Source organism: Geodermatophilus sp. SYSU D00079 (assembly GCF_054050635.1).
The window spans coordinates 21,956-44,662 of sequence record NZ_JBJGZS010000026.1 but is presented as its reverse complement, the minus strand read 5'-3'; the positions used below and the strand labels follow the sequence as shown (position 1 = coordinate 44,662).

Genomic DNA, 22,707 nt, shown 5'->3' with positions numbered 1-22,707 from the left:
GGGAGCCGGGCTCAGGTCGGGGCGTCGTCGGCGACCAGGCGCAGCCCGCGCCGGTGCGGTGGCGCCGGGCCGGGCGACGCGGCGCCGTCCGGCTCCACGACGCCGCGCAGGTGCAGGCACAGCAGGACGGCGTCGTCCTGCAGCGGCCGGCCGCCGGTGAGCTCGGTCATGACGACGTCCCGCCAGGTCGCCGGGTCGTCGCCGTCGAGGGTGGCCGCGACGGCGGCCAGCCGGTCCAGGCCGGCGTCCAGGTCGCTGCCGCGCCGCTCGACCAGCCCGTCGGAGTACCAGAGCAGCATCGAGCCCGGCGGCACGACGAGCGCGGCCTCCGTGCGCGGGCCGTCCGTCACCGCCAGCGGGGTGGAACGGCCCTCCAGCAGGTAGCGGGCCTGGTGGTCGGCCACCAGCAGGGGCGGCGGGTGCCCGGCGCAGGCATACCGCAGGACGCAGGTGACCGGGTCGTACTCGCCGTAGCCCAGGGTGGCGAACTCCGCTCCGGGGATCGCCGGGCAGGCCTCGTCGAGGGCCTCGAGGACCTGCCGGGGGCCGACGTGTCGCCCCCCGGCGACCACCCGCAGCGCGGCGTGCAGCCGGCCCATCGCGGCGGCGGCCGGCAGGTCGTGCCCGACGATGTCCCCGACGACGAACGCGGTCCGGCGCTCGTCCAGCGCGAACACGTCGTACCAGTCGCCGCCGACGTCGTGCTCCTGGTCGGCCGGGCGGTAGCACCCGGCGACGTCCACCCCGGGACGGTGGTCGGGGACCACGGGCAGGAAGGCCCGCTGCAGCTCGTGGGCGGCGGCGTGCTCCTTCTCGTACAACCGGGCGCGCAGCAGCGCCTGGGCCATCAGCTCGGCGAGGGTGCCGGCGATCGCGGCGACGTCGGCGTCCACCGCTGCGTCGGGGGCGAAGCCGAGGGCCAGCGCCCCGACGGTGACCTCGCCGATCTGCGCGGGCACCGCCAGCGCGCTGCCCAGCTGTCCGGGCTGCTCCCCGGCGGCTGGGTCCCCGGCGGCTCGGTCCCCGGCGGCTCCGGTCTCACCGGCCAGCCCGCCCGGGAAGTCCGCCCGCAGGTCGTCGGCGCCAGGGACGGTCACCGCGCGCCCGCCACGGGTGGCCGCGACGACCAGGGCCGGGGCGTCCAGCGGCAGCTCGCCCGGCACGGGACCGTCCGCGCCGGCGGTCCACGTGCGCAGCCGCGTGCCGTCGGGGGAGAGCACCGCCACCGCGGCCCGGTCGGCTCCCAGGGCGGTGCTGCGCCGGACCAGCACCCGTGCGATCGCCTCGGTGGTCGCGGCGGTCGACAGGCCGGCGGTCACCTCCTGCAGCGCCTCCACCCTCCGGCGCATCGCCGCCTCCCGCAGGGACACCGTGCTCGCCCGCTGCCGCTCCTCGATCTCGACGGCGAGCAGCCACGCGGTCAGCACGGCGATGGCGAGGAACAGCTGGAGGCTGGCGTGCCCCGCGTTCGGGCCGCCGGCCGTCTCCGCCCACGGACCCCGGCCGGCGGCGGTCACCACGTTGGCCGTGAGGGTCGTCGCCAGCCCGGCGGCGGCGACCACCTCGACGCCGTACCGGGAGGCGAAGAGCACGAGCAGGGGCAGGGGGAGGTAGGACAGGCGCACCGTCATCGGCCAGAACGCCGCGGCGGTGACCGCGGCGGTGACCGCGACGAGGAGCAGCCGGTGCGCCACGGTGGGGAGGGACGCCGGCCCGCGCCCGGCCCGCCAGGTCAGCACCGTCCCGGCCACCGTCAGGACGCCGAGACCGTCGCCCGCCCAGAACGGGAAGAACGTGGCGAACCAGTCACGGGCCAGGGCGAGGTCGTTGGTCGTGGCCCCGACGAACGCGCCCACGAACGGGCCGGCGAGCACCGCGCACGCGATGAAGGCCCCCAGGTCGCGGCGACGGCGCAGGTCGGGGTCCGGCGCGAACCGGCGCAGCAGGGTGGCGCCCACGAGTGGTTCCACGGTGTTGGCCAGCACGAAGCCGAGGACCGAGACGGGCGGCAGGTCGTAGGCGGTGTCGACGGCGACCTCGACGACGGCCACCGTCGCCAGCACCCACGGCCAGGTCCGCGGCCGGGTCAGGACGAGGGCGGAGAGGGTGACGCCGGCCGGGGGGAACAGGACCGCGCCGACGTCCGAGGCCGAGAACAGCGCGAAGGACACCGCCGAGCCCGCGGCATAGGCCACCGCCACGGTGACCACGGTGGTCAGGAGCCGCCCCGCGCCGGGACGGCGCGGGCGTTCGGCCGGAGGGCTCGGGCTCGTCATCCGGAGCTCCGCAGGTCGAGGCCTCGCACCACCGTCACGCGGTCTCGTGACCGGCTCATCATGGCGTGCGCCCGCCTCGTCGTCACCGTCCGCCGGGCCGCGCTCCTTGCGGGAGCCTTGCGGATCCGCGGCGGGGGACCTGCGGTACGGGCCCGAGAGTCGGTGCTGTCGACGGGGAGCCCGTCGCCTGAGACCGAGCGAGGAGACCCCCGTGAGGACCACTTCCAGCCCCGCGCCGGCCCGCCGGACCGGCGCGCGCATCACCGGCTCGATCGCCGTGGTGGCCGCGGCGGCGGCCGTCGCCGGGTTGGGCACCTTCGGCACCTTCACCGACAGCACCACGCCCGTGCAGACCCAGGTCGACACGGGGGTGCTGTCCATCGCGCTGTCCGCGGCGGTGGAGGAGGCGACCGTGCCGTTCGTCGCCGGCGGCTGGGTGCCCGGGGACCGTCACCAGACGGTCATGGACCTCGTGAACGACGGCACGGTGGCGCTGTCCTCGGTGTCGCTGGCGATCGGCGCCACCGAGTCCAGCCTGCTGGACGACGACGCGCACCACGGCCTGCAGCTGCTGCTCGAGTCCTGCTCGTCCTCCTGGGACGCGGTCGGGGACTCCTACACCTGCGCCGGTGAGGTCGCCACGTTCTACGCCGGTCCGGTGGTCGTGGACGAGGAGCTGGACGGGGCCGCGAGCCTCGCCCCCGGCGGCGTCGACCACCTGCGGGCGACCGTGACGCTGCCCGACTCGGCCGGCAACGACTTCCAGGACGCGTCCAGCGCGTTCGAGTTCGTCTTCTCGGGGGTGCAGCGTGACGGCGCCGACCGCTGACCGCGCGGCCACCGAGCCGCTGACCTGGTACTCCGCGGCGATCGCGCTCCCGTACCCCGACGTCCGCAGCGCCCTCGCGGGCCTGCGCGCCGAGATCCGGGACGACGCAGAGCGCACGGCGGGCGGCGTGCCGGACTGGACCACGGCGGTGCTGGTGGGCCCGGTCCCGCTGCCCGAGAGCGGCGGACGGCGCTGGTTCGACTACATCCTCTCGGTGGCCTGCCGGCCCGGGGCGGCGGCCTGACCCCGCGGGGTCAGCCCAGCCGGACGGGGACGACGGGGGCCGGCCCGTGGGCCTCGGGCGCGACGGGGGTGCGCCCGAGGCCCATCGGGTCCGGGTCCTCCCCGCGGTCGAGCACGTAACAGGCGGCGATCACCCCCGCGCGGTCCTCGCGGATCCGCGCGATGACCTGGTCGATCGTCTCCAGCACGCAGTACCGGGCGCCGTCGGTCAGGTGGACGACGGTGTCCGGGTGGGCCTCGACCCGCTCGATGGCGTCGGGGTCGAGGCGGCAGTGCTCGCCGGTGCGGCGGGTGAGACCGATCATGGCGGTCCTCCTGCTGGGCGGGGCATCGGGCCCCGGCGGCGCCCTCTGGACTCGGGCGTCCTCCACGTCGTCCGGCGGCGGGGCGCCCTTGAGCGCGCCGCGTGGACACGACCCCCACCGGGTGAGGGGTCCCCGCGGCCACGGCGCCCCCACCTCCGCCGTGATCACCTAGGTTCGGCGTCGTGCCCGACCTCGCCGCCCGCGCCCGCACCCTGCTCGACCTGCACACCGCGCCGGACATCCTGGTGCTCGTCAACGTCTGGGACGTCGCCTCCGCGACGGTGGTCGCCGGGACGCCGGGGGTGAGGGCCCTCGCCACGGCCAGTCACGCGATCGCCGCGACCTTCGGCTACGAGGACGGCGAGCGCATCCCGCTCGACCTGCACCTGGACATGGTGGGGCGCATCGCCGCGGCGGTCGAGCTGCCCGTGAGCATGGACATGGAGGCCGGCTACGGGGACCCGGGCGAGACCGCTCGCCGGGCCATCGCACTCGGCGTCGTGGGCGGCAACCTCGAGGACGCCTCCCGGCCGCTGGACGAGTCGGTGGCCGCCGTCGAGGCCGTCCTCGCCGCGGGGCGTGCCGCCGGCATCGACTTCGTGCTCAACGCCCGCACCGACGTCCTCCTGCACGCGGCCCCGGACGCGGACCGCGGCCGGCTTGTGGAGGAGGCGGTGCGCCGCGGCCGCGCCTACCTCGACACCGGGGCGCCGGTGGTCTTCGTGCCGGGCGTGGTCGACCGGGAGGAGATCGCCGCGCTGGCCGACGGCCTGGGGCCGGGCCGGCTGTCGCTGCTCGCCGTCCCGGGCGCGTCCCCGTCGGTGCGGGAGCTGCAGGAGCTGGGCGTGGCCCGGGTGTCCACCGGCCCCAACCCGCAGCGCGTGGCGCTCACCGCCCTGCAGGACTGCGTCGTCGACCTCGTCGGCGGGGGAGTCCTGCCGCCCGGCACCCGCCGGCTCAGCTGAACCCCGTGGCGGCCGCGTCGCAACGGCTGGCCTGGACGGCCGCCGTCGTCGGACCGGAGCCGGGGGAGCGGGTGCTGGAGGTCGGCTGCGGGCACGGCGTGCTCGTCGCGCTGATGACCGAGCGGGGAGCCGACGTCCTCGCGGTCGACCGCTCGCCGAGCATGGTCGCCGCGGCCACCCGCCGCAACCGGGCCGCGGTGGAGGCCGGCCGGGTACGGCTGCAGGCGGCGCCGCTCCACGACGCCGACCTCGGCACCGAGTCGTTCGACGTCGTCGTGTCCTTCAACGTCCGCGCGTTCTGGGACGCCGGCGCGACCCGCACCTGGGACGTCGTCGACCGGGTGCTCTCCCCGGAGGGCCGGGTCGTCGTCGCCTTCTCGGTGATGTCCGCGGGGGCGGAGGAGCCGGTGGTCGCGGCGGTCACCCGGCTGGCCGCCCGCCATGGCCTGACGGTCCGCGCCGTGCACCGCGGCCGGACGGCGCCGACGGAGTCCGTCGCCGTCGAGCTCCGGCGCGACCGCCCCTGACCGGCGCCTCCCCCCTTGGGAGGAGCCCTGGACCTGCAGCTCAAGGCCTCTCCGGGCACTGCCGATCACCCGCTCAGGTGACGGGAGTGCCGTCACCGCGGAACGCTGATCGAGCGGAGGGAGAGGTCGTGGCCGAGCAGTCCGTGCTCGTCGTGGAGGACACCGAGGAGATCCGGGAACTGGTCTGCACGGTCCTGCGCAAGGCGGGGATGGACGTCCGCGCGGTGGAGTCCGGCGCCGAGGCCATGGTCGAGATCCGGCGCGCGGCGCCCGACGTCGTCGTCCTGGACCTGGGCCTGCCCGACGCCGACGGCACCGAGGTGTGCCGGCAGATCCGCGCCGAGAGCCAGTGCTACGTCCTCATGCTCACCGCCCGCGCCGAGGAGGTCGACCTGCTGATCGGCCTGGCCGTCGGCGCCGACGGGTACATGGCCAAGCCCTTCTCGCCCCGGGAGCTGGTCGCCCGCGTGCAGGCTCTGCTGCGCCGCCCGCGCGTCCCGGAGCCGCGCCCGGCCCCGGTCGAGGAGTCGGTGCTCAAGCTGGCCGAGCTCGAGGTCGACGAGGACAGCCGCGAGGTCCGGGTCGACGGCTCCGTCGTGGACCTCACCCGCACGGAGTTCGACCTGCTCGCCGCCCTCGCCTCGCGCCCCGGCCGCGTGCTCCAGCGGGAGACCCTGCTGCGCGAGGTCTGGCAGACCGACTGGGAGGGCAGCGTCCGCCTGGTCGAGGCGCACATGTCCAACCTGCGCCGCAAGCTGCAGGCCGCCGGCCTCTCCTCCCCGGAGATCCGCACCGTGCGGGGTGTCGGCTACCGCCTGGTGGCCTAGCCCCGCTGTGCTGTAGGCGGTCAGCACCTGACGACGTTGCTCAAGGCCGACGTACCCACCCACCCGTAGTCGGTCACCGTGTCGATCGACAGCTGCGGGTTGTAGCTGAGGACGCTGGCGTCGTAGTTGCCGGTCATCGAGGTCGCCGTCGGGCCGGTCTCACCCATGGGGAACTGGCCGTACAGGGTGTGGGCCGTCATCCGGTAGCCGGCGACGCGGCCGGAGCTGCTCAGGGCCCAGCGCAGCGTCGCGTACAGCTCCGTGTTCTGGATCGTCCGCGTCGTCGTCCAGTCGTAGGGGCTCGAGTACTGCGTGGTGGTGGTGTCGCCCTCCACGTTGCTCCTGCTGGTGCCGGTCGTCCGGCTCTCGCTGTAGCCCGTCCGCGTGGTGGCGCCCGTGTACGGGTCCTTGCGGTAGGTCTGCTTGATGACGGTCGTCGTCGTCACGCACGACGTGTCCACGCGCACCTGGGTGGCCGGCGCGACCGTGGCGGTGCCGACGCTCATCGTCGGGAGCGCCTCGGTCGTGGAGAAGCCGGCGTTGGCCGGGATGCTCGCGCCGAGGATGACGGCGAGCGTCAGGGCGATCAGGACCAGGGTGCGACGGGTGGCGGTCACTTCTCGGTCTCCTCGGGGTCGGTGGGGGTGCTGGGATCGACTCTGCCGGGCCGGCCGCACGGTCCCCGCGAGGCATCCGCAAGGGATCCGCAAGGTGTGCCGGCCGCGGTGGTCACTCCTGGTCCTCGGTGGTGTCGTCGTGGTGGTCGGTGGTGGGGCGCCAGATGGTGAGCAGGAGCCAGCCGGCCAGCAGGGTGGGGGCGCCGTAGACCAGCAGGGTGCTGACCCAGGGGGTGCGCAGGGCGGTGATGAGGTGGCCGGCCTCGGGGATGACGGCCTGGACCTGGTAGGCGGTGTCGCCCTGCAGGACGGCGGTCCAGGGGTCGGGGTGGTCGTTGGCGTCGCCCTGGGTCTGCACGGTGACGGTGCCGTCGGTGGCGTGGTCGACGGAGAGGACGCGGTGGGTGACCACGCGGTGGTCCCCGATCGGGATGTGGTAGCTGATGATCATGCCGGGGGTGACGTCGTCGACGGCCAGCGGTGTGGTGACCACGATGTCGCCGGTGTCGATGGCCGGGGCCATGGAGCCGGTGAGCATGGTCATGGTGCGGTAGCCGAACACGTGCGGGCCCAGGGCGAGGCCGGCGAAGGCCAGGACCGCGATGCCGACCAGGGCCCGGACCAGCCAGCGGCCGGTCGCCGCGGCCAGCGGCCGGAGCAGGGTGCCGGCGGTGGCGGCCCGCGGGGGCAGCGGGCGGGCTGCCCCCGGCGCGGCGAGGGGGAGGACGGCGGTCATGGCGGGGTTCTCCGGTCAGCTCGGGGGGACGGCGGTCAGCGGGCGGTGCCGGTGCGCTGGATGGCGGAGAAGGTGAGGTCCAGCTTGGCGGTCTGCTTCTGGAAGCGGTTGTCGGCGCTGGACGGCAGCGAGACGGTGAAGACCAGGTAGTCCTTGCCGCCGGCGGCGAGGCTGGCGGGGTTGTCCAGCGTGCGGTTGCTGACGGCCGCGCCGGTGCCGAGGTTGCGCTCGGTGCCGCCGGTGCAGGCGTAGGTGTAGGCCGTGCCGGTGGCGGTGGTGGTCGCCGTCTGGGTCCAGGGCACCGTGCAGGACTTCAGCGCCAGCTGCAGGCCGTTGAGGGCGTCGGTGGTGAGGATGCTGGCGGGGCTGGTCGACGTGGTCACGGCCAGGTCGACCGAGGCCAGCGCGGAGTCGCCGTCGTTGGAGAGGGTGACCGCGCGGCTGAGCGAGTCACCGGGCACGAAGCCGGTGGTGGTGACCGGGATCGTGGCGCCGGCGGTGGCCAGGTTGATGTCGACCTTGCCGGCGGTGACCTCGGTGGAGACCGGGGTGGTGGAGTCGGTGAAGGCGCCGAAGGTGCCCAGGCCGGCGACGGCGGCGGCGGCGCCGATCACGCCGAGGGAGCCGACGATCTTGCGGGCGGTGGTGGTGCGGGCCGTGGTGCTCATCTGCGTCTCCTGTGTGGGGGGCCGGGACGGGGTGTCCCGGCGACACAGACGACGATCGGGGGGCAACCGCAGGGCACCCGCCCGCCTCCCGCAAGAAAGCCGCAAGCCTCCCGCGGGATCACATCCCGGGGAGGCCCACGCAGACAGCAGGAGAGGAGACGGGAGCCGGTCTCAGGCCCCGGCGACGGCCTGCAGCTCCACGACCAGGTGGTGGGCGAGGACCCCGCGCCGGGCGTCCCGGGCGATCGCCCGGCACACGGCGGCGACCTCCGGGTGGCCCAGCTGGGCACTGGTCCCGGCGAGCGTGGCCGAGGCCCACGCCACCGCGGTCGTGTCGCCGGTCCGGGCCCCGTCGCTGATGGCGGTGAGCCGGTCGGGCAGGGCGGTCGCGTAGAGCTCCTGCAGCCGGTCCATCAGGTCGGCGTCGACGTCCTCGTCGTGCAGGTCGGTCACCTCGCTGATGGGCTGCAGCCCCGCCGGTGGCGCCGGGTCGATGGTCCGGCGGCGCAGTGCGGCCAGCAGGAGGCCGGCGTCGACCGGCTTGGCCAGGCAGGCCAGGGCGCCGGCCCGCAGGGCGGCGGCGCGGTCCTCGTCGGTGGCGTCGCCGGCGACCACGAGCAGGTGGGCGCGGCAGCCGGCCAGCCGGAGCCGGCGGAGCAGGGCCGGCCCCTCCCCGTCGGGCGCGAGGTCGGTCACGACGAGGTCGGGGTCCAGCCGGCGGGCCAGGGCCAGTGCCTCGCGCGTGGAGGGGGCCTCGTGCACCACCCACCCGGTGACGGTCAGGAGTCCGGCGACGCGGGCGCGGTCGGCCGCCTCCGCGTCGACGACCAGGGCGGTGGTCACTCCTGGTCCTCGGTGGTGTCGTCGTGGTGGTCGGTGGTGGGGCGCCAGATGGTGAGCAGGAGCCAGCCGGCCAGCAGGGTGGGGGCGCCGTAGACCAGCAGGGTGCTGACCCAGGGGGTGCGCAGGGCGGTGATGAGGTGGCCGGCCTCGGGGATGACGGCCTGGACCTGGTAGGCGGTGTCGCCCTGCAGGACGGCGGTCCAGGGGTCGGGGTGGTCGTTGGCGTCGCCCTGGGTCTGCACGGTGACGGTGCCGTCGGTGGCGTGGTCGACGGAGAGGACGCGGTGGGTGACCACGCGGTGGTCCCCGATCGGGATGTGGTAGCTGATGATCATGCCGGGGGTGACGTCGTCGACGGCCAGCGGTGTGGTGACCACGATGTCGCCGGTGTCGATGGCCGGGGCCATGGAGCCGGTGAGCATGGTCATGGTGCGGTAGCCGAACACGTGCGGGCCCAGGGCGAGGCCGGCGAAGGCCAGGACCGCGATGCCGACCAGGGCCCGGACCAGCCAGCGGCCGGTCGCCGCGGCCAGCGGCCGGAGCAGGGTGCCGGCGGTGGCGGCCCGCGGGGGCAGCGGGCGGGCTGCCCCCGGCGCGGCGAGGGGGAGGACGGCGGTCATGGCGGGGTTCTCCGGTCAGCTCGGGGGGACGGCGGTCAGCGGGCGGTGCCGGTGCGCTGGATGGCGGAGAAGGTGAGGTCCAGCTTGGCGGTCTGCTTCTGGAAGCGGTTGTCGGCGCTGGACGGCAGCGAGACGGTGAAGACCAGGTAGTCCTTGCCGCCGGCGGCGAGGCTGGCGGGGTTGTCCAGCGTGCGGTTGCTGACGGCCGCGCCGGTGCCGAGGTTGCGCTCGGTGCCGCCGGTGCAGGCGTAGGTGTAGGCCGTGCCGGTGGCGGTGGTGGTCGCCGTCTGGGTCCAGGGCACCGTGCAGGACTTCAGCGCCAGCTGCAGGCCGTTGAGGGCGTCGGTGGTGAGGATGCTGGCGGGGCTGGTCGACGTGGTCACGGCCAGGTCGACCGAGGCCAGCGCGGAGTCGCCGTCGTTGGAGAGGGTGACCGCGCGGCTGAGCGAGTCACCGGGCACGAAGCCGGTGGTGGTGACCGGGATCGTGGCGCCGGCGGTGGCCAGGTTGATGTCGACCTTGCCGGCGGTGACCTCGGTGGAGACCGGGGTGGTGGAGTCGGTGAAGGCGCCGAAGGTGCCCAGGCCGGCGACGGCGGCGGCGGCGCCGATCACGCCGAGGGAGCCGACGATCTTGCGGGCGGTGGTGGTGCGGGCCGTGGTGCTCATCTGCGTCTCCTGTGTGGGGGGCCGGGACGGGGTGTCCCGGCGACACAGACGACGATCGGGGGGCAACCGCAGGGCACCCGCCCGCCTCCCGCAAGAAAGCCGCAAGCCTCCCGCGGGATCACATCCCGGGGAGGCCCACGCGAACCGGACGACCCGGCCGATCAGCCCGTCACAGCGGCAGCGTCAGCGTGAAGGTGGTGCCGCGGCCCTCGGTGCTGGACACCTCGAGCGTCCCGCCGTGCGCGGTGGTGATGGCCTTGGTGATGGTCAGGCCCAGACCCACCCCCGGCACCGCGTGCCGCCGGGCGGTCGAGGCGCGGAAGAAGCGGGCGAAGAGCTGGGTCTGCTCCCCGGCGGGGATGCCGATGCCCGTGTCGCTGACCGCCAGTTGCGCGACCGGGGTGGCCTCCGGCTCCTCGCGGGGGGCGACGGTGCCCTCGGGCGTGCGCCAGGCCGGGCGCAGGGCGAGGGTGACCCGGCCGCCGCGCGGGGTGAACTTCACCGCGTTGGAGACCAGGTTGTCGCAGGCCTGACCGAGGCGGACGGCGTCCCCGCGGACCTCCAGGGCGCCGTCGGGGACGTCCACCACCACCTCGACCCCCGCGGCGGCCGCGGTGACCCGGGCGGTCTCCTCCGCGGCGCGGACCACCGCGACCAGGTCGACGTCCTCCGGCTGCAGGCTGAACCGGCCGGCGTCCACCTGCGCGGTGAACAGCAGGTCGCCGACCAGCCGCAGCAGGCGCTGGGCGTTGCGCTCCACCGTGGTCAGGTACTGGCGCTGCTCGTCGGTCAGCGGCTGGTCGGGGTCGTCGAGGACCAGCTCCAGGTAGCCCAGGATCGAGCTCAGCGGGGTGCGCAGCTCGTGGCTGATCAGGCTGACGAACTGGTCCTTCATCCGCTCGGTGGCGCGGACCTCGGTCATGTCGGTGCCGACGAAGTTCCAGCCGGCGTGCGCGCCGCTGTCGTCGGTGCGCGGGGTGACCGCCACGGAGACGGTGAGCTCCTCACCGGCGGCGGAGACGTAGGTCCAGTCGCGCACGTCGCTGCCCTGTTCCTGCGCGGTGCGCACGAGGGCGGCCAGGCCGCCACCGGCCTCCTCGAGCTCCTCGGGCAGGTGGAACTCGGTGATCGAGCGGCGGCGGACGACGTCGGCGCGCGGCAGCCCGAGCATCTTCTCCGCGCCCGGGTTCCAGACCCGGACGACCCCGTCGACGTCGGTGCCGATGATCGACTGCTCGGTGACCGCGTCGATGACGCTGGTCATCGTCTGCGCCCGCGCCTGCAGCATGCGGGTGGCGACCCCCAGCTCCTCGTCGCGGTGCTGCATCTGGGCGAGCAGCGCGGCGTTCTCCGCGCGCAACCGCGCCACCTCGGCATCGGGCGTCAGGGTCGGGGTGGCGTCGGTGGCGGTCACGCGGTCGCTCCGGAGGTCAGCTCCCGGACGCGGGCGACCAGCCCCGCGACCGAGAAGGGCTTGGCGAGGTAGGCATCGGCGCCGGCGGCCAGCCCGCTCGCGACGTCGTCGGGGGAGGCACCGGCCGACAGGAGCAGGACCCGGACGCCGGCCGTGGCCGGGGTGGCGCGGAGGGCGGCGCACACCTCCAGCCCGGTGGCGCCGGGCATGGAGACGTCGAGGACGGCGAGGTCGGGCGGGTCGGTGCGGGCGGCGCTGAGCGCGTGCGCGCCGTCGGCGGCCTCGGCCACCACGGTGCACCCGGCCCGGCGGACGGCGAGGCAGACCAGGGCGCGGATGTCGTCCTCGTCGTCGGCGACCAGCACGGTCGGCACGGGGCGGGCTCCCTCGGTCGGTCGGCCGGTGCCCGGGGGCCCGCGCCGATGGCGTCGTCCTCCCCGACCTCGGCGTCCGCCACGGGCGGCTGCAGCCCGGCGGCCGCGGCCTCACCCCAACAGGGGAACGGACCGACCGTCCCCGGACAGCACTGCGCCCCGCCGGGGTGGTCCCGGCGGGGCGCAGTGTCCTTCGTCAGCTGTTGTGGCTCTGCACCGTCTCGCGGGACTGCTGGGCCTGGCCCTGCACGTCCTGCGCGGCGGACTGCCCCTCCTGCTTGACCGTCTGGGCGGCGTCCTGCGCGGTGGCCTTGACCTCCTCGACCGCCTGCTGCGCGGCCGGCTTCAGTTGGTCACCGATCTCCTGCGCGGCCTGCTTGGCCGGCGCGAGCAGCGCGTCCTTGTTCTCGCGGACCGCCGTCTCGGCCTGCTGGGCGAGCTGCTTCTCCTTCTCCGACGCGGGCATGAGGCTGGAGACCAGCCAGCCGACACCGAAGGCGATCAGCCCGGCCGCGAGCGGGTTGCCCTGGGTCTGGCGCACGACGGTGTCGGGCGCCTGCTGGACGGCCGAGGCCGCCGACTGCGCGGCGCCCTGCACCGTCTCGGCGGCGCTGGACGCGGCGTCCTGCACCGTGCCCGCGGCGTTCTGGGCGTGGTACTGGGCCGTCGACCGCGTGTCGTGGGCGCTGCCCATCACCGAGGACCGGGCGTTCTGTGCGCTCCCCATCACCTTCTCCTTCACGCTGGTGATGCGGCCCTTGGCCGCGGTGACCCGCCGGTCCACGACGCGGGCGGGGTTGACCTTCTCGTTGAGAGCGTCGACGTCGTAGCTCAGCTCGCGCTGGGTGGCCTCGATCTGGCGACGGATGACTTCCGGGTCGTTGCTGGTGGTCATGTTCCAACTCCGATGTCTGGGAGGGGCCGGTGGCCGCGGGTCAGTTGGGCTTGAGTGCGCCGGGGACCTGTTGCAGCGTGTCGACGGTCCGCTCGGGCTTGGGGTTGACCGTCTTGAGCTGCTTGCGGCCCATGACGAAGGCGACCGCGGCGACGACGCCCCAGAGGACCGCGACGATCAGCGCGGCCAGGCCGGCGTCCATCACGTTCTCCAGCGCCCACCACAGGGCGATGGAGAGGAACAGCAGGACCATGTAGCCGGCGAAGCCCGCCGCGCCCATGAGACCCGCGCCCTTGCCGGCCTTGCTCGCCTCGGCCTTGACCTCGGCCTTGGCCAGCTCGAGCTCCTGGCGCATGAGGGTGGAGAGGTCCTTGGCGACCTCACCCATCAGCTGGCCGACCGAGGTGCCCTCGACGTCGGGGCGGCCCTCATCGGTCATGGGGGTGCCCACGGCGCCGCTGTGCGCGCCGTAGCTCTGCTCGGGGGAGACCGCGTAGTTGGACTGGCCGGCGGTGCCGGACGGGTCCTGGTAACCCTGCGGCGTCCCCACCGGCGTGGCGCCGGAGTAGGGAGACGACATCGGTCAGACCCCCCGACCCGGCGTGCGTGCGGGGTCGTCCCAGCCGGCCGTGGTGGTCGGCGGGACGTCGGCGTCGGCCGGCGGCACGGTGCCGTACGGGGGCGGCGGCACGGGCGCGGTGCCGGCCGCGCCGGCGGTGCCGGTGTAGCCGGCGGTCTCGCCGTAGCCGGCCGTCGTCCCGGTGTAGCCCGTGGTCGTCTCGGTGTAGCCGGAGTAGGCCGGCGTCGGGTCGACGTAGTTGGTCTGCGTGTAGCCCGTCGTCGTGGCGCGGTGCTGACCGCTGGGGCCGGTGTCGCTGTGCGCGGCCTTGACGCCGCTGGTGAGCCGGCCGGCGACGATCCCGGCGAGGGCGGCACCGAGCAGGAAGGTGCCCGGCTTGCGGCGGGCGAAGGAGCGGACCTCCTCGAGCAGGTCGGCCGGCTCGCGGTTCTGCAGCCAGCCGGCGAACTCCTCCACCTTGCTGGTGGCCTGCTCGACGATGTCGCGGGCCGGACCGGCCTGCGCGCCGTTGCCCTCGACCATCCCGCGCAGCTGCGAGGCGATGCCCTGCAGGCCCTCGGCGGCCCGCTGCTGCGAGGCGACGGCCTGCTGGCGGAGCTGGGTGCGGCCCTGGTGGACGAGGTCCTGGGCCTGCGCCTTGGTCTCCTGGGCGACCCCCTTGGCCTGGTCGGCGGCGGTCGAGGCGACCTGGCTGCCGGCCTGGGCCGCGGTCTGGCCGACGTTGCGGGCCTCGTCCTTGGCGACGTCGGTGGTGGACGGGGAGCCCGTGGTGCCGGTGTTCGTGGTGCTCGTACCCGCAGTGGCGCCGCTGCCGTGGGTGGCCGGCGGCGGCGGGAACGGGGTGTCGATGGAGTGCGTCATCGTTCCTCCTCGGCATGCGTCGTGGTCGGAGCAGGCGCTACCCAGATCGCGATCACCCACACATCGCCGGACGACGGCCGTCGGGCGCTGACGTGCGGGTACGGGTCTGGCCCGGGCCGCCGGAGCGGGCCGGGTCGTGCGGTGTCGCCCGCCGGACGCGTCGTCGCGTGCTCGGCGGAGGGTGCGACGGGCGACCGCGGCCCACGAGCGGGTGGCGCGGCCGGTCGACCCACCGCGTCTTGGTGGCGCCTTGTCGCGAACGCGCAGGTACCCGCCGTGGGGGAGGCGAAACGAGACCGGTGGGGAAGTGCCCGCCACCTCGGTCGAGCAGGCGACTAAGGTGAGGCACACCTTCCTTCAGACCCGAGGAGCCCTCCATGGCCGAGCAGGCCCCGCGCCGCCCGCGCACCCCCCGGCTGGCCACGGTGCTCCGGACCTCCCGTCCCACCCCGCACCTGGTGCGTGTCGTCCTCGGCGGGGAGGGCCTCGCCGGCTTCACGCCCGAGCACACCGACTCCTACGTCAAGCTCGTGCTGCCACCGGCCGGTGCTCCCTACGCCGCGCCCTTCGACGTGGAGCAGGTGCGCAGCGAGCAGCCGGCCGAGCTGTGGCCCTGCCTGCGCACCTACACCGTCCGTGCGTGGGACGCCGCGGCCGGCGAGCTGACCCTCGACGTCGTCGTCCACGGTGACGAGGGGGTCGCCGGGCCGTGGGCGGCCGCCGCCGCCCCCGGCGACCCGGTGCACCTGCTCGGCCCCGGCGGCGCCTACCGCCCGGCCGACGACGTCGACTGGCACCTGCTCGTGGGCGACGAGACGGCGCTCCCGGCGATCGCCGCCTCCCTGGAGCGGCTGCCGGCCGGCATCCCGGCGCGGGTGTTCGTCGAGGTGGCCGACGCCGCGGAGGAGCAGGACCTCACGACGCCGGAGGGCGTGCACGTCGAGTGGGTGCACCGCGCCGGTCCGCCCGGCGCCGCGCTCGTGGCCGCCGTGCTCGCCGCCGAGCTCCCGGCGGGCACCGTGCACGCGTTCGTGCACGGTGAGGCCGGCTGCGTCCGCGACCTGCGCCGGTTCCTGCGGGTGGAGAAGCTGGTGCCCCGCGAGCGGCTGTCCGCCTCGGGGTACTGGCGGCTGGGCCGCACCGACGAGGGCTGGCGGGCGGAGAAGGCGGAGTGGAACGCCGCCGTCGAGGCCGACGAGCAGGCCCTCGCGGTCTGACCGGCCCCGCTCAGCCGAGGTCGTCGGTGGCGAAGGTGTCGCACTGCCCGGGGTCGCCGGTCTCGTAGCCGGTGGTGAACCACCGCTGCCGCTGCTCCGACGAGCCGTGGGTGAAGGCGTCCTGGTCGACGGTGCCCCCGCCGAGGTCGCGCTGGATGAAGTCGTCGCCGATGCGCGCGGCCGCGTCCAGCGCCCGGTCGACGTCGTCCTGGGTGATCTCGGCGATCAGCGGCTCGCCGGACTCGTCGGGCACGGTCTCGGCGTGGTTGGCCCAGGCGCCGGCGTAGCAGTCGGCCTGCAGCTCCAGCCGCACCGTCCCGCTCCCGGGGCCGGTCAGGCCGGGGGTGACCTGCTGGTTGGTCCCGAGGAGGTTCTGCACGTGGTGGCCGTACTCGTGGGCGATCACGTACGCGTTGACGAACAGGCCGCCCTCGGCGCCGAACTGCGACTGCAGCTGGTCGAAGAACGACAGGTCGATGTACACGAGCTGGTCGCCCGGGCAGTAGAAGGGCCCCGAGCCGCTGGTCGCGCCGCCGCAGCTGGTCTGCACCGAGCCGTTGAAGAAGACGGTCTGCGTCGGCTGGTACCGGTCGCCGAGCACGCCGGTCCAGTAGTCCTGGATCGACTCGATGTCGGCGACCACGGCACAGTCCACCGACTCGTTGGCGTCGGCGCCGGTCCGGCACTGCTGCGCGAGCTGGCCGTTGTCGGCGGTCTGGCCCTGTCCGAGGCTGCCCAGCTGGCCCAGCGCCGCACTGGTGCCGCCGTCCCCGCCGCCGAGGAGCTGGAACAGCACGAGGACGACGACGCCCACCAGACCCAGCCCGCCACCGCCGACCGCCAGCCCGCGGCCGCCACCGAACCCCCCACCGCCCCGGCGGTCCTGGACACCGGACGTGTCGAGATCGGCACCTTCGCTGTACCTCATGGGCTGGGCGCTCTCCTGGTCCCCGGCACGCTCGGTCGGTGCCGTCGGTGCCGTCGGTCCCGCCGGTGCCCCGGCGGGCGCCCGGTCATGCGCGCTCGGGGGCCTCCCCGCCGGTCGGCGTCCGGCTGGGGTGCTCGGCCGGTTCGTCGCGCAGGAACAGGTACCAGTAGGACGTCGCGACGAAGACCACCGCGCCGACGAGGTTGCCCACCCCGGCCATCAGCCAGTTCAGCAGCACGTCGCCCCACCCGAGGTCAGGGACGCCGGCGAAGATGGCCGCGGGCAGGAAGAACATGTTGGCCACGACGTGGTCGAAGCCCATCGCGACGAACGCCATGATCGGGAAGAAGATCGCCAGCACCTTGCCGGAGACCGAGGTGGCCGCCAGCGACATCCACACCCCGAGGCAGACCAGCCAGTTGCAGCCGACGCCGCGGAGGAAGACCTGCCACGGGGACTCGTGCAGCCCCTTGGCCTCGGCGATCTGGGCGAGCCGCTCGTGGGTGAGCCCGGCGCCGCCGGAGGCACCCGGCGGGCCGATGACCCCGGTCTGGACGGCGAGGAAGTAGGCCACGAACAGCGCGCCGAGCAGGTTGCCCAGCAGCACCAGGGTGAGGTTCTTGGCGACGTCGCCCAACGACAGCCGGCCCTGCATCGCGCCGAGCGGCACCAGCAGCATGTTGCCGGTGGCCAGGTCGGACCCGGCGATGAGCACGAGGACCAGCCCGAGGGTGAAGGCCGCGCCCATGAACAGGGTGGGCAGGGTGCCCCAGGTGCCGGGGTCCAGCCCGGAGGAGACGGTGATCGCCACCAGCGCGCCGAAGGCGATGTAGGCGCCCCCGAGGAAGGCGCTGACCAGCACGCGGTCCCAGGTCCGGCGCACCTTCTTGGCGCCGGTCTCGCTGGCGACCTGGGCCATCTCGGGCGGCTGGCGGTCGGACATCACGCCTCCACGCGGCAGCGGACGGGGCTGTCCGGACGCTACTGGCCCGCGCCGTTCCCGGCCCGTCGACGGCGGCGGCGCCCGCGGGTGCCGGCCGGGGGAGGGCGACCTAGGTTCGGGCCATGCCCCTCTCCGGTGAGTACGAGCCCAGCACGCAGCAGTGGGTCCGCGACCAGGTGGAGCGCTACGAGGCCACCGGCGGCCGCGAGGCCAACACCCTCCGCGACACCGGCCTGCCCGTCGTCGTCTTCAGCACCCGCGGCGCGAAGAGCGGGAAGGTGCGCAAGCAGCCGCTCATGCGGGTGGAGCACGAGGGCGCCTACGCGATGGTCGGCTCGGTGGGCGGCGCGCCGAAGGACCCGGCGTGGGTGGCCAACGTGCGGGCCCACCCGGACCAGGTCACCGTCCAGGACGGCCCGGAGCCGTGGGACGGCGTCGCCCGCGAGGTGTCCGGCGAGGAGCGGGCGCAGTGGTGGGAGCGCGCCGTGGCCGCCTATCCCGAGTACGCCGTCTACCAGCAGCGGACCGACCGGGAGATCCCCGTGTTCGTCGTGGAGCGGCGGTGACCCCCGCCACCCGAGCGAGGTGAGGCTGCCCTAAGTTCCTCCTGGGCGTCGGACGGTCCGGCGGCCGGGGAGGACGACTGTGCAGGGGATCGGGCGGTACCGCGGGGCAGGACTCGCCGTGGCGGTGGGGCTGGCGCTCACCGGCTGCGGCGCGGGGGACGGCGGGACGGAGGGCGGGGCGGACGCCACCGCGACCGCGCAGACCCGCACCGTCGAGCACGCGGCGGGGACGACGGAGATCGAGGGCACCCCGGACCGGGTCGTCGTCCTCGACACCGGCGAGCTCGACGCCGTCCTCGCCCTCGGCGTCACCCCGGTGGGCGCGGTGCGCACGTCGGTCAGCGACGAGCTGCCCGCCTACATCGAGGACGCCGGGGCCGACCCCGCCGAGATCGCGAACGTCGGCACGATCGCCGAGCCCGACCTCGAGGCGATCGCCGCGCTCACCCCGGACCTCATCCTGTCCAACGCCGTCCGGCACACCGAGATCTACGACCAGCTGTCGGCGATCGCCCCGACGGTGTTCGCCGAGGCGATCGGTGAGACGTGGAAGGACAACCTGCGGCTGGCCGGCGAGGCGCTGGACCGGTCGGAGGACGCCGAGGAGCTGCTCGCCGCCCACGAGGAGCGGGCCGCGGAGGTCGGTGCGCTGTTCGGCGACCCGGCGGCGACCGAGGTGAGCATGGTCCGGTTCCTCGACGGCAGCGCCGTGCGGCTCTACGGGGAGGGCTCGTTCATCGGTGCGGTGCTGGCCGACGTCGGCTTCGCCCGGCCGGAGGTCCAGCGCACCGACGAGACCTTCGTCGAGGTCGCGCCGGAGGCCATCGGCCAGGCCGACGGCGACCTGCTCTTCCATGCCTCCTACGGCGAGGACGGGCGGGCCGCGGCCGGTCAGATCACCGGGGGCGGCCTGTGGGCCGGCCTCTCGGCGGTGCAGAACGGCCGGGCGTTCGAGGTCGACGACGACCGGTGGTTCCTCGCCATCGGCCCGCTGGGTGCCTCCCTCGTGCTCGACGACCTCGAGGAGATCGCCGGCCGCTCGGTGGGCTGAGCCCGGTCAGCCCGGCAGGTCCTCGCCGATCCGGCGGGCCAGTGAGCCGCCGAGGGCCGCGTCCCCGCGCGCCCGGGCGCCCAGCAGCCCCCACCCGAGGTCGGCGACCCAGCGCGACCGCTGGGTCCAGGCGGTCACCGACGGCGTGGGCAGCAGCTCCGCCCGGGCCGCGGTGGCCACCTCGTTGAGCTGGACGAGGGTGTCGTGCAGCCGGGCGTCGGCCGGCGACCCCGGTGGTGCGGCCGCAGCGGCGAGCGCGGCGTCGGCCGTGGCGCGGACCGCCCCGGGCAGCCGCCGGCTGGCCGCCCGGGGGAGCAGCGCCAGCCCGACGACGAGGGCGAGCACGACGCCGACCGCGGTCTCGGCCAGCCGTTCCCGGACCAGGTCGGCACCCGACAGCCCGGGCCGGCCGATGTGCACCAGCAGCAGCACCAGCGGGGTGATGGTGGAGACCGCGAGCACGTACTGGTGGGCGATGAGCAGCTCGACGCCGAGCTGCAGCAGCCCGACCAGCACGATCTCCACGCCGATCGGCAGGTCCAGCCAGATCAGCAGGCCGGCGACCAGGACGCCGAGCACCGTGCCGGTCGCCCGGTGCAGCGCCCGGGCCCGGGTGGCCCGCGCGTCGGTGCCGAGCTGGACGCCGACCGCGGTGGCCACCGCCCAGTACGGGCTCTGCAGGCCCAGCGCGGTCGCGACCAGCCCGGCCGCGGCGGCGCCCACGCCGATGCGCAGCGCCGTCGCCGCCCACGGCGAGTGCCACCAGCGGTGGTCGGGCGGCTCGGCCTGCGCCGGCGGGGCGGGGCCGCGCGGCGTCTCGGGCAGCGCCCGCATGAACCGCTGCTCGACCTCGTCCAGGCGCCGGCGCAGCGTGCCGTCGCCCCGCCGGCTGCCGCTGCCGACGGCGGCCTCGGCCACCCGGATGGCGCGGGCGACGGTGCCGGGCCGCTGGCTGCCCAGCCCACCCCGCTCGACGGCGCCGACCGCCGCGTCGGCCGCGGCCAGGGCCCGCCGCTCCGGGCCGGTCGGGTCCCAGAGCCACGGCAGCATGCAGCCGGCCCAGGCCAGTGCCGCGCCGCCGGCCGCGGCCAGGGCGTGCAGGGCGAGGTCGCCCGGGCCGGTGCCGAGGGCGCTGGACCCGCCCGCCACCAGCACCGCACCCAGCGGGCCCGGTGGCCCCACCCGCCAGAGCACCGTCGCCGCGGCCCCCGCGGCCGCCATCGCACCCAGCAGCACGGACAGCGCCACGGGGTGCCCGCCGGCCAGGGCGCCGAGGGTGCCGGCCACGGTGAGGGTGACCCCGACGGCGGCCACGACGACGGCCCGGCGCCGGTAGGGCAGCGCGTGCCCGTAGACGGCGGTCAGCGCGGCCAGCGCCGCCGCCGACCCGAGGTCCGCCCGGCCCGCGGCCACGCCGAGGGCGAGCGGCACGGTCATGCAGACGGCGGCGGTGACCCCCCGGCGTCCACCGGCCTGCCACAGGGCGGACAGCGCCGGGAGGGGCGGGCCGACGAGGTGGGGGCGCACCCGCCGCACGCGGGACGGGGCAGCGGACACGACCCCCATCCTCGCCGGTCGGCGAGCGTCCCACCCGCCGGCGGACGGGTGATCCCGGTCCCCCCGGACCCCGTGACGGGGTCGCTCAGAAGCCGGCGACGGCGTGCGGGGTGTAGGGCTCCTCCAGCCGCGCGACCTCCTCCTCGGTCAGCTGCAGGTCCACCGCCGCGACGGCGTCGTCGAGGTGCGCGTCCTTGGTCACGCCGACGATCGGCGCGGTCACCACCGGCTTGGACAGCACCCAGGCGAGGGCGACCTGCGCCCGCGGGACGCCGCGCTCCGCGGCCACCTCCGCGACCCGCTCCACGACCGCCCGGTCGCTGGCCTCGTCGTAGAGCCGCTTGCCGAACTCGTCGGTGCCCGACCGGTCGGTCGACTCGTCCCAGTCGCGGGTGAGCTTGCCCCGGGCCAGCGGACTCCACGGGATGACGCCGATGCCCTGGTCGGCGCAGAGCGGGTGCATCTCCCGCTCCTCCTCGCGGTTGAGCAGGTTGTAGTGGTCCTGCATCGACACGAAGCGGTGCCAGCCGTGCTCGCCGGCGAGGTACAGGGCCTTGCTGAACTGCCAGGCCCACATGGACGACGCGCCGAGGTAGCGCACCTTGCCCGACCGCACGGCGGAGTCCAGCGCCTCGAGCGTCTCCTCGACCGGCGTGCGGGGGTCCCAGCGGTGGATCTGGTACAGGTCGACGTAGTCGGTGCCCAGGCGCCGCAGGCTGTCCTCGAGCTCCCGCAGGATCGCCTTGCGGGACAGCCCCGCCCCGTTGGGCCCCGGCCGCATCCGGCCGTGGACCTTGGTGGCCAGGACGACGTCGTCGCGGTCGGTGAAGTCGCGGATGGCCCGGCCGGTGATCTCCTCGCTGGACCCGTCCGAGTAGACGTTGGCGGTGTCGAAGAAGGTGATGCCGGCGGCGACGGCCTTCTCGATCAGCCGGCGGCTGTCCTCCTCCGGGAGGCTCCACGGGTGGTTGCCGCGGGCCGGGTCGCCGAAGCTCATCATCCCGAGGCAGATCCGCGAGACCTGCAGGCCGGTGCTGCCCAGACGCGTGTACTCCATGACCCCCGAGCCTTCCCCGGTCGCCCGGCCGCGGCCACCCGGCTCCCGTCTCACGGCAGGGCGGCGGCCACCTCCGGCAGTGCGGCCGCCACGTCGTCGGGGAAGGCGGTGAAGGGCTCGGCGTCCAGCCGCCGCCGTGCGCCGGTCCCGGTCCAGCGCCAGGTGCCGACCACCCGGCCGCCGGCGACGACGGTGGGCCGGAAGACGCCGTTGCCGCCCGGCACGATGCGGCCGGCGAACTCCGGCGGCACGGTGCAGCTGCGGTCGGCGTAGCCGAGCACCAGCTCGTCGAAGCCGGGCAGCAGGAGCAGCCGCTCGGCATCGGCGCGGTGCTCCGCCAGCAGGTCCGGGGTCTCCGGCGCCATGAGGTGCTCGCGCCCGTCGACGACGAGCGCGGCCAGGTCGGACCGCACCGCGGCGAGCCCGGCCCGGACGTCGCGCAGCGGCAGCCCCGCCCAGCGCGCGAGGTCGGCCACGGTGGCCGGGCCGTGGCCGGTGAAGAACCGCAGCGCCAGCTCGGCCAGGGCCTCCTCGCGGTCGAGCCGGCGCGGCGCGCGGACCCACTCGTCGAGCAGCACGAACAGCTGCTCGCCGCCGCCGTCGGTCGGCCCCAGGCACAGCGTGCCGGTCTGGGACAGGTACCAGAGCAGGTGGTAGCCCCGCTGTCCCGTGGTGGACACGCCGCCGTCGGCCACCGTGACCAGCAGTTCCCTGCGGCTGCAGCGCCGGCCGCCGGCCAGTGCGGCGGTGACGACCGCCCGCGCCCGCTCGACCTCGTCCTCGCCCAGCTCCAGGGCGGCCCGCCGCTGCGCGGCGCCGGCCAGCACACGCGGCCCCAGCAGCTCGAGCAGCCAGTGCAGGTCGTCGGCGGCGACCAGGTGCAGGGTGCCGCGCATCGGCCACGACCGGACGACCTCCCCGCCGTCGAGGGCCGCCACCACGGCGGCGCGCGAGCCGTCCGCCGTCCGCAGGGCCACCGAGGTGAGCGCACCGGGCAGCTCCTGGGCCTGCACGCAGGTCAGCCGGCGCACCACCGCACCCGGGTCGGGCAGGCGGGGGCCGGCCAGCCGCTGGGCCACCAGCCGGAGCAGGGCGAGGTCCTCCACGGCGCCAGACTGGCAGCAGGGGCCGACAGCGGGG

26 protein-coding genes are annotated in these 22,707 nt (G+C 75.5%); 8 read left to right on the top strand and 18 right to left on the bottom strand.

The annotated features are described in order from the left end of the window. Positions 1 to 11: 11 nt before the first annotated feature. Positions 12 to 2,276, bottom strand: a complete 2,265-nt coding sequence (locus tag ACI79E_RS18365; protein ID WP_456934002.1) for a SpoIIE family protein phosphatase — start codon at positions 2,274 to 2,276, stop codon at positions 12 to 14. 211 nt (positions 2,277 to 2,487) lie between these two features. Between ACI79E_RS18365 and ACI79E_RS18360 the strand changes: the two genes are divergently transcribed. Then, a complete protein-coding gene (locus ACI79E_RS18360; RefSeq protein ID WP_456934001.1) occupies positions 2,488 to 3,105 on the top strand; it encodes a hypothetical protein in 618 nt (205 codons plus the stop codon). Beyond that, positions 3,086 to 3,349: a hypothetical protein gene (locus ACI79E_RS18355; protein ID WP_456934000.1), complete on the top strand. Its 264-nt coding sequence runs from the start codon at positions 3,086 to 3,088 to the stop codon at positions 3,347 to 3,349. Before ACI79E_RS18360 ends, ACI79E_RS18355 begins: the two co-directional genes overlap by 20 nt. A gap of 10 nt (positions 3,350 to 3,359) precedes the next feature. Here the strand turns inward: ACI79E_RS18355 and ACI79E_RS18350 are convergent, their stop codons facing one another. Then, positions 3,360 to 3,653, bottom strand: coding sequence for a flagellar FlbD family protein (locus tag ACI79E_RS18350; RefSeq protein ID WP_456933999.1), 294 nt, complete (start codon positions 3,651 to 3,653; stop codon positions 3,360 to 3,362). A 182-nt stretch (positions 3,654 to 3,835) separates the two neighbouring features. Between ACI79E_RS18350 and ACI79E_RS18345 the strand changes: the two genes are divergently transcribed. The 3 genes from ACI79E_RS18345 (at position 3,836) to ACI79E_RS18335 (ending at position 5,972) form a co-directional block, all read left to right on the top strand. Then, on the top strand, positions 3,836 to 4,618 hold the full coding sequence (locus ACI79E_RS18345) for an isocitrate lyase/PEP mutase family protein (protein WP_456933998.1): 783 nt from the start codon (positions 3,836 to 3,838) through the stop codon (positions 4,616 to 4,618). A gap of 5 nt (positions 4,619 to 4,623) precedes the next feature. After that, positions 4,624 to 5,145, top strand: coding sequence for a class I SAM-dependent methyltransferase (locus tag ACI79E_RS18340; protein WP_456933997.1), 522 nt, complete (start codon positions 4,624 to 4,626; stop codon positions 5,143 to 5,145). Between the two features lie 128 nt (positions 5,146 to 5,273). After that, a complete protein-coding gene (locus ACI79E_RS18335; protein ID WP_456933996.1) occupies positions 5,274 to 5,972 on the top strand; it encodes a response regulator in 699 nt (232 codons plus the stop codon). 20 nt (positions 5,973 to 5,992) lie between these two features. On the opposite strand, the gene ACI79E_RS18330 is transcribed toward ACI79E_RS18335, so the two are convergent. The 11 genes from ACI79E_RS18330 to ACI79E_RS18280 form a co-directional block, all read right to left on the bottom strand. After that, positions 5,993 to 6,589, bottom strand: a complete 597-nt coding sequence (locus tag ACI79E_RS18330; protein ID WP_456933995.1) for a hypothetical protein — start codon at positions 6,587 to 6,589, stop codon at positions 5,993 to 5,995. Between the two features lie 112 nt (positions 6,590 to 6,701). Further along, entirely contained in the window at positions 6,702 to 7,325 is a 624-nt protein-coding gene (locus ACI79E_RS18325) for a signal peptidase I (protein ID WP_456933993.1), read from the bottom strand. 35 nt (positions 7,326 to 7,360) lie between these two features. Further along, positions 7,361 to 7,993: a TasA family protein gene (locus ACI79E_RS18320; protein WP_456933992.1), complete on the bottom strand. Its 633-nt coding sequence runs from the start codon at positions 7,991 to 7,993 to the stop codon at positions 7,361 to 7,363. Positions 7,994 to 8,164: 171 nt separating this feature from the next. Beyond that, on the bottom strand, positions 8,165 to 8,836 hold the full coding sequence (locus tag ACI79E_RS18315; RefSeq protein ID WP_456933994.1) for a response regulator: 672 nt from the start codon (positions 8,834 to 8,836) through the stop codon (positions 8,165 to 8,167). Then, on the bottom strand, positions 8,833 to 9,456 hold the full coding sequence (locus ACI79E_RS18310) for a signal peptidase I (protein WP_456933993.1): 624 nt from the start codon (positions 9,454 to 9,456) through the stop codon (positions 8,833 to 8,835). The genes ACI79E_RS18315 and ACI79E_RS18310 overlap by 4 nt, the downstream gene beginning before the upstream one ends. Positions 9,457 to 9,491: 35 nt before the next feature. After that, on the bottom strand, positions 9,492 to 10,124 hold the full coding sequence (locus ACI79E_RS18305) for a TasA family protein (protein WP_456933992.1): 633 nt from the start codon (positions 10,122 to 10,124) through the stop codon (positions 9,492 to 9,494). Between the two features lie 169 nt (positions 10,125 to 10,293). After that, complete coding sequence (locus tag ACI79E_RS18300; protein WP_456933991.1) at positions 10,294 to 11,538, bottom strand: sensor histidine kinase; 1,245 nt, start codon at positions 11,536 to 11,538, stop codon at positions 10,294 to 10,296. Further along, positions 11,535 to 11,912 (bottom strand): response regulator transcription factor, encoded by a 378-nt coding sequence (locus ACI79E_RS18295; RefSeq protein ID WP_456933990.1) that lies wholly within the window; start codon positions 11,910 to 11,912, stop codon positions 11,535 to 11,537. Before ACI79E_RS18295 ends, ACI79E_RS18300 begins: the two co-directional genes overlap by 4 nt. 196 nt (positions 11,913 to 12,108) lie before the next feature. Further along, positions 12,109 to 12,807: a DUF3618 domain-containing protein gene (locus tag ACI79E_RS18290; RefSeq protein ID WP_456933989.1), complete on the bottom strand. Its 699-nt coding sequence runs from the start codon at positions 12,805 to 12,807 to the stop codon at positions 12,109 to 12,111. 40 nt (positions 12,808 to 12,847) lie between these two features. Then, positions 12,848 to 13,387: a phage holin family protein gene (locus ACI79E_RS18285; RefSeq protein ID WP_456933988.1), complete on the bottom strand. Its 540-nt coding sequence runs from the start codon at positions 13,385 to 13,387 to the stop codon at positions 12,848 to 12,850. Between the two features lie 3 nt (positions 13,388 to 13,390). After that, complete coding sequence (locus ACI79E_RS18280) at positions 13,391 to 14,248, bottom strand: hypothetical protein (protein ID WP_456933987.1); 858 nt, start codon at positions 14,246 to 14,248, stop codon at positions 13,391 to 13,393. Between the two features lie 377 nt (positions 14,249 to 14,625). Here ACI79E_RS18280 and ACI79E_RS18275 point away from each other — a divergent pair, with 377 nt between their 5' ends. Further along, on the top strand, positions 14,626 to 15,465 hold the full coding sequence (locus tag ACI79E_RS18275; RefSeq protein WP_456933986.1) for a siderophore-interacting protein: 840 nt from the start codon (positions 14,626 to 14,628) through the stop codon (positions 15,463 to 15,465). 10 nt (positions 15,466 to 15,475) lie between these two features. On the opposite strand, the gene ypfJ is transcribed toward ACI79E_RS18275, so the two are convergent. Both ypfJ and ACI79E_RS18265 read right to left on the bottom strand, forming a co-directional pair. After that, positions 15,476 to 16,393 carry a KPN_02809 family neutral zinc metallopeptidase gene (ypfJ, locus tag ACI79E_RS18270; protein WP_456933985.1) on the bottom strand — a complete coding sequence of 306 codons (918 nt, stop codon included), beginning with the start codon at positions 16,391 to 16,393 and terminating at the stop codon, positions 15,476 to 15,478. 85 nt (positions 16,394 to 16,478) lie between these two features. Continuing rightward, complete coding sequence (locus tag ACI79E_RS18265; RefSeq protein ID WP_456933984.1) at positions 16,479 to 17,336, bottom strand: formate/nitrite transporter family protein; 858 nt, start codon at positions 17,334 to 17,336, stop codon at positions 16,479 to 16,481. Between the two features lie 122 nt (positions 17,337 to 17,458). Between ACI79E_RS18265 and ACI79E_RS18260 the strand changes: the two genes are divergently transcribed. Further along, positions 17,459 to 17,902, top strand: a complete 444-nt coding sequence (locus ACI79E_RS18260) for a nitroreductase family deazaflavin-dependent oxidoreductase (protein ID WP_456933983.1) — start codon at positions 17,459 to 17,461, stop codon at positions 17,900 to 17,902. A gap of 118 nt (positions 17,903 to 18,020) precedes the next feature. Next, on the top strand, positions 18,021 to 18,953 hold the full coding sequence (locus ACI79E_RS18255; protein ID WP_456933982.1) for an ABC transporter substrate-binding protein: 933 nt from the start codon (positions 18,021 to 18,023) through the stop codon (positions 18,951 to 18,953). Positions 18,954 to 18,959: 6 nt separating this feature from the next. Here the strand turns inward: ACI79E_RS18255 and ACI79E_RS18250 are convergent, their stop codons facing one another. From ACI79E_RS18250 to ACI79E_RS18240, 3 genes are all read right to left on the bottom strand, one after another. Next, a complete protein-coding gene (locus tag ACI79E_RS18250) occupies positions 18,960 to 20,510 on the bottom strand; it encodes an FUSC family protein (RefSeq protein WP_456933981.1) in 1,551 nt (516 codons plus the stop codon). An 85-nt stretch (positions 20,511 to 20,595) separates the two neighbouring features. Continuing rightward, positions 20,596 to 21,567, bottom strand: a complete 972-nt coding sequence (locus ACI79E_RS18245; RefSeq protein ID WP_456933980.1) for an aldo/keto reductase — start codon at positions 21,565 to 21,567, stop codon at positions 20,596 to 20,598. A 50-nt stretch (positions 21,568 to 21,617) separates the two neighbouring features. Next, entirely contained in the window at positions 21,618 to 22,673 is a 1,056-nt protein-coding gene (locus ACI79E_RS18240; RefSeq protein WP_456933979.1) for a winged helix DNA-binding domain-containing protein, read from the bottom strand. Positions 22,674 to 22,707: the final 34 nt, after the last annotated feature.

Coding starts and splice junctions, on each gene's coding strand:
- ACI79E_RS18365 (WP_456934002.1), bottom strand. CDS start 2,276: ATGACGAGCCCGAGCCCTCCGGCCGAACGCCCGCGCCGTCCCGGCGCG.
- ACI79E_RS18350 (WP_456933999.1), bottom strand. CDS start 3,653: ATGATCGGTCTCACCCGCCGCACCGGCGAGCACTGCCGCCTCGACCCC.
- ACI79E_RS18325 (WP_456933993.1), bottom strand. CDS start 7,325: ATGACCGCCGTCCTCCCCCTCGCCGCGCCGGGGGCAGCCCGCCCGCTG.
- ACI79E_RS18320 (WP_456933992.1), bottom strand. CDS start 7,993: ATGAGCACCACGGCCCGCACCACCACCGCCCGCAAGATCGTCGGCTCC.
- ACI79E_RS18310 (WP_456933993.1), bottom strand. CDS start 9,456: ATGACCGCCGTCCTCCCCCTCGCCGCGCCGGGGGCAGCCCGCCCGCTG.
- ACI79E_RS18305 (WP_456933992.1), bottom strand. CDS start 10,124: ATGAGCACCACGGCCCGCACCACCACCGCCCGCAAGATCGTCGGCTCC.
- ACI79E_RS18290 (WP_456933989.1), bottom strand. CDS start 12,807: ATGACCACCAGCAACGACCCGGAAGTCATCCGTCGCCAGATCGAGGCC.
- ACI79E_RS18285 (WP_456933988.1), bottom strand. CDS start 13,387: ATGTCGTCTCCCTACTCCGGCGCCACGCCGGTGGGGACGCCGCAGGGT.
- ACI79E_RS18280 (WP_456933987.1), bottom strand. CDS start 14,248: ATGACGCACTCCATCGACACCCCGTTCCCGCCGCCGCCGGCCACCCAC.
- ACI79E_RS18275 (WP_456933986.1), top strand. CDS start 14,626: ATGGCCGAGCAGGCCCCGCGCCGCCCGCGCACCCCCCGGCTGGCCACG.
- ypfJ (WP_456933985.1), bottom strand. CDS start 16,393: ATGAGGTACAGCGAAGGTGCCGATCTCGACACGTCCGGTGTCCAGGAC.
- ACI79E_RS18265 (WP_456933984.1), bottom strand. CDS start 17,336: ATGTCCGACCGCCAGCCGCCCGAGATGGCCCAGGTCGCCAGCGAGACC.
- ACI79E_RS18260 (WP_456933983.1), top strand. CDS start 17,459: ATGCCCCTCTCCGGTGAGTACGAGCCCAGCACGCAGCAGTGGGTCCGC.
- ACI79E_RS18245 (WP_456933980.1), bottom strand. CDS start 21,567: ATGGAGTACACGCGTCTGGGCAGCACCGGCCTGCAGGTCTCGCGGATC.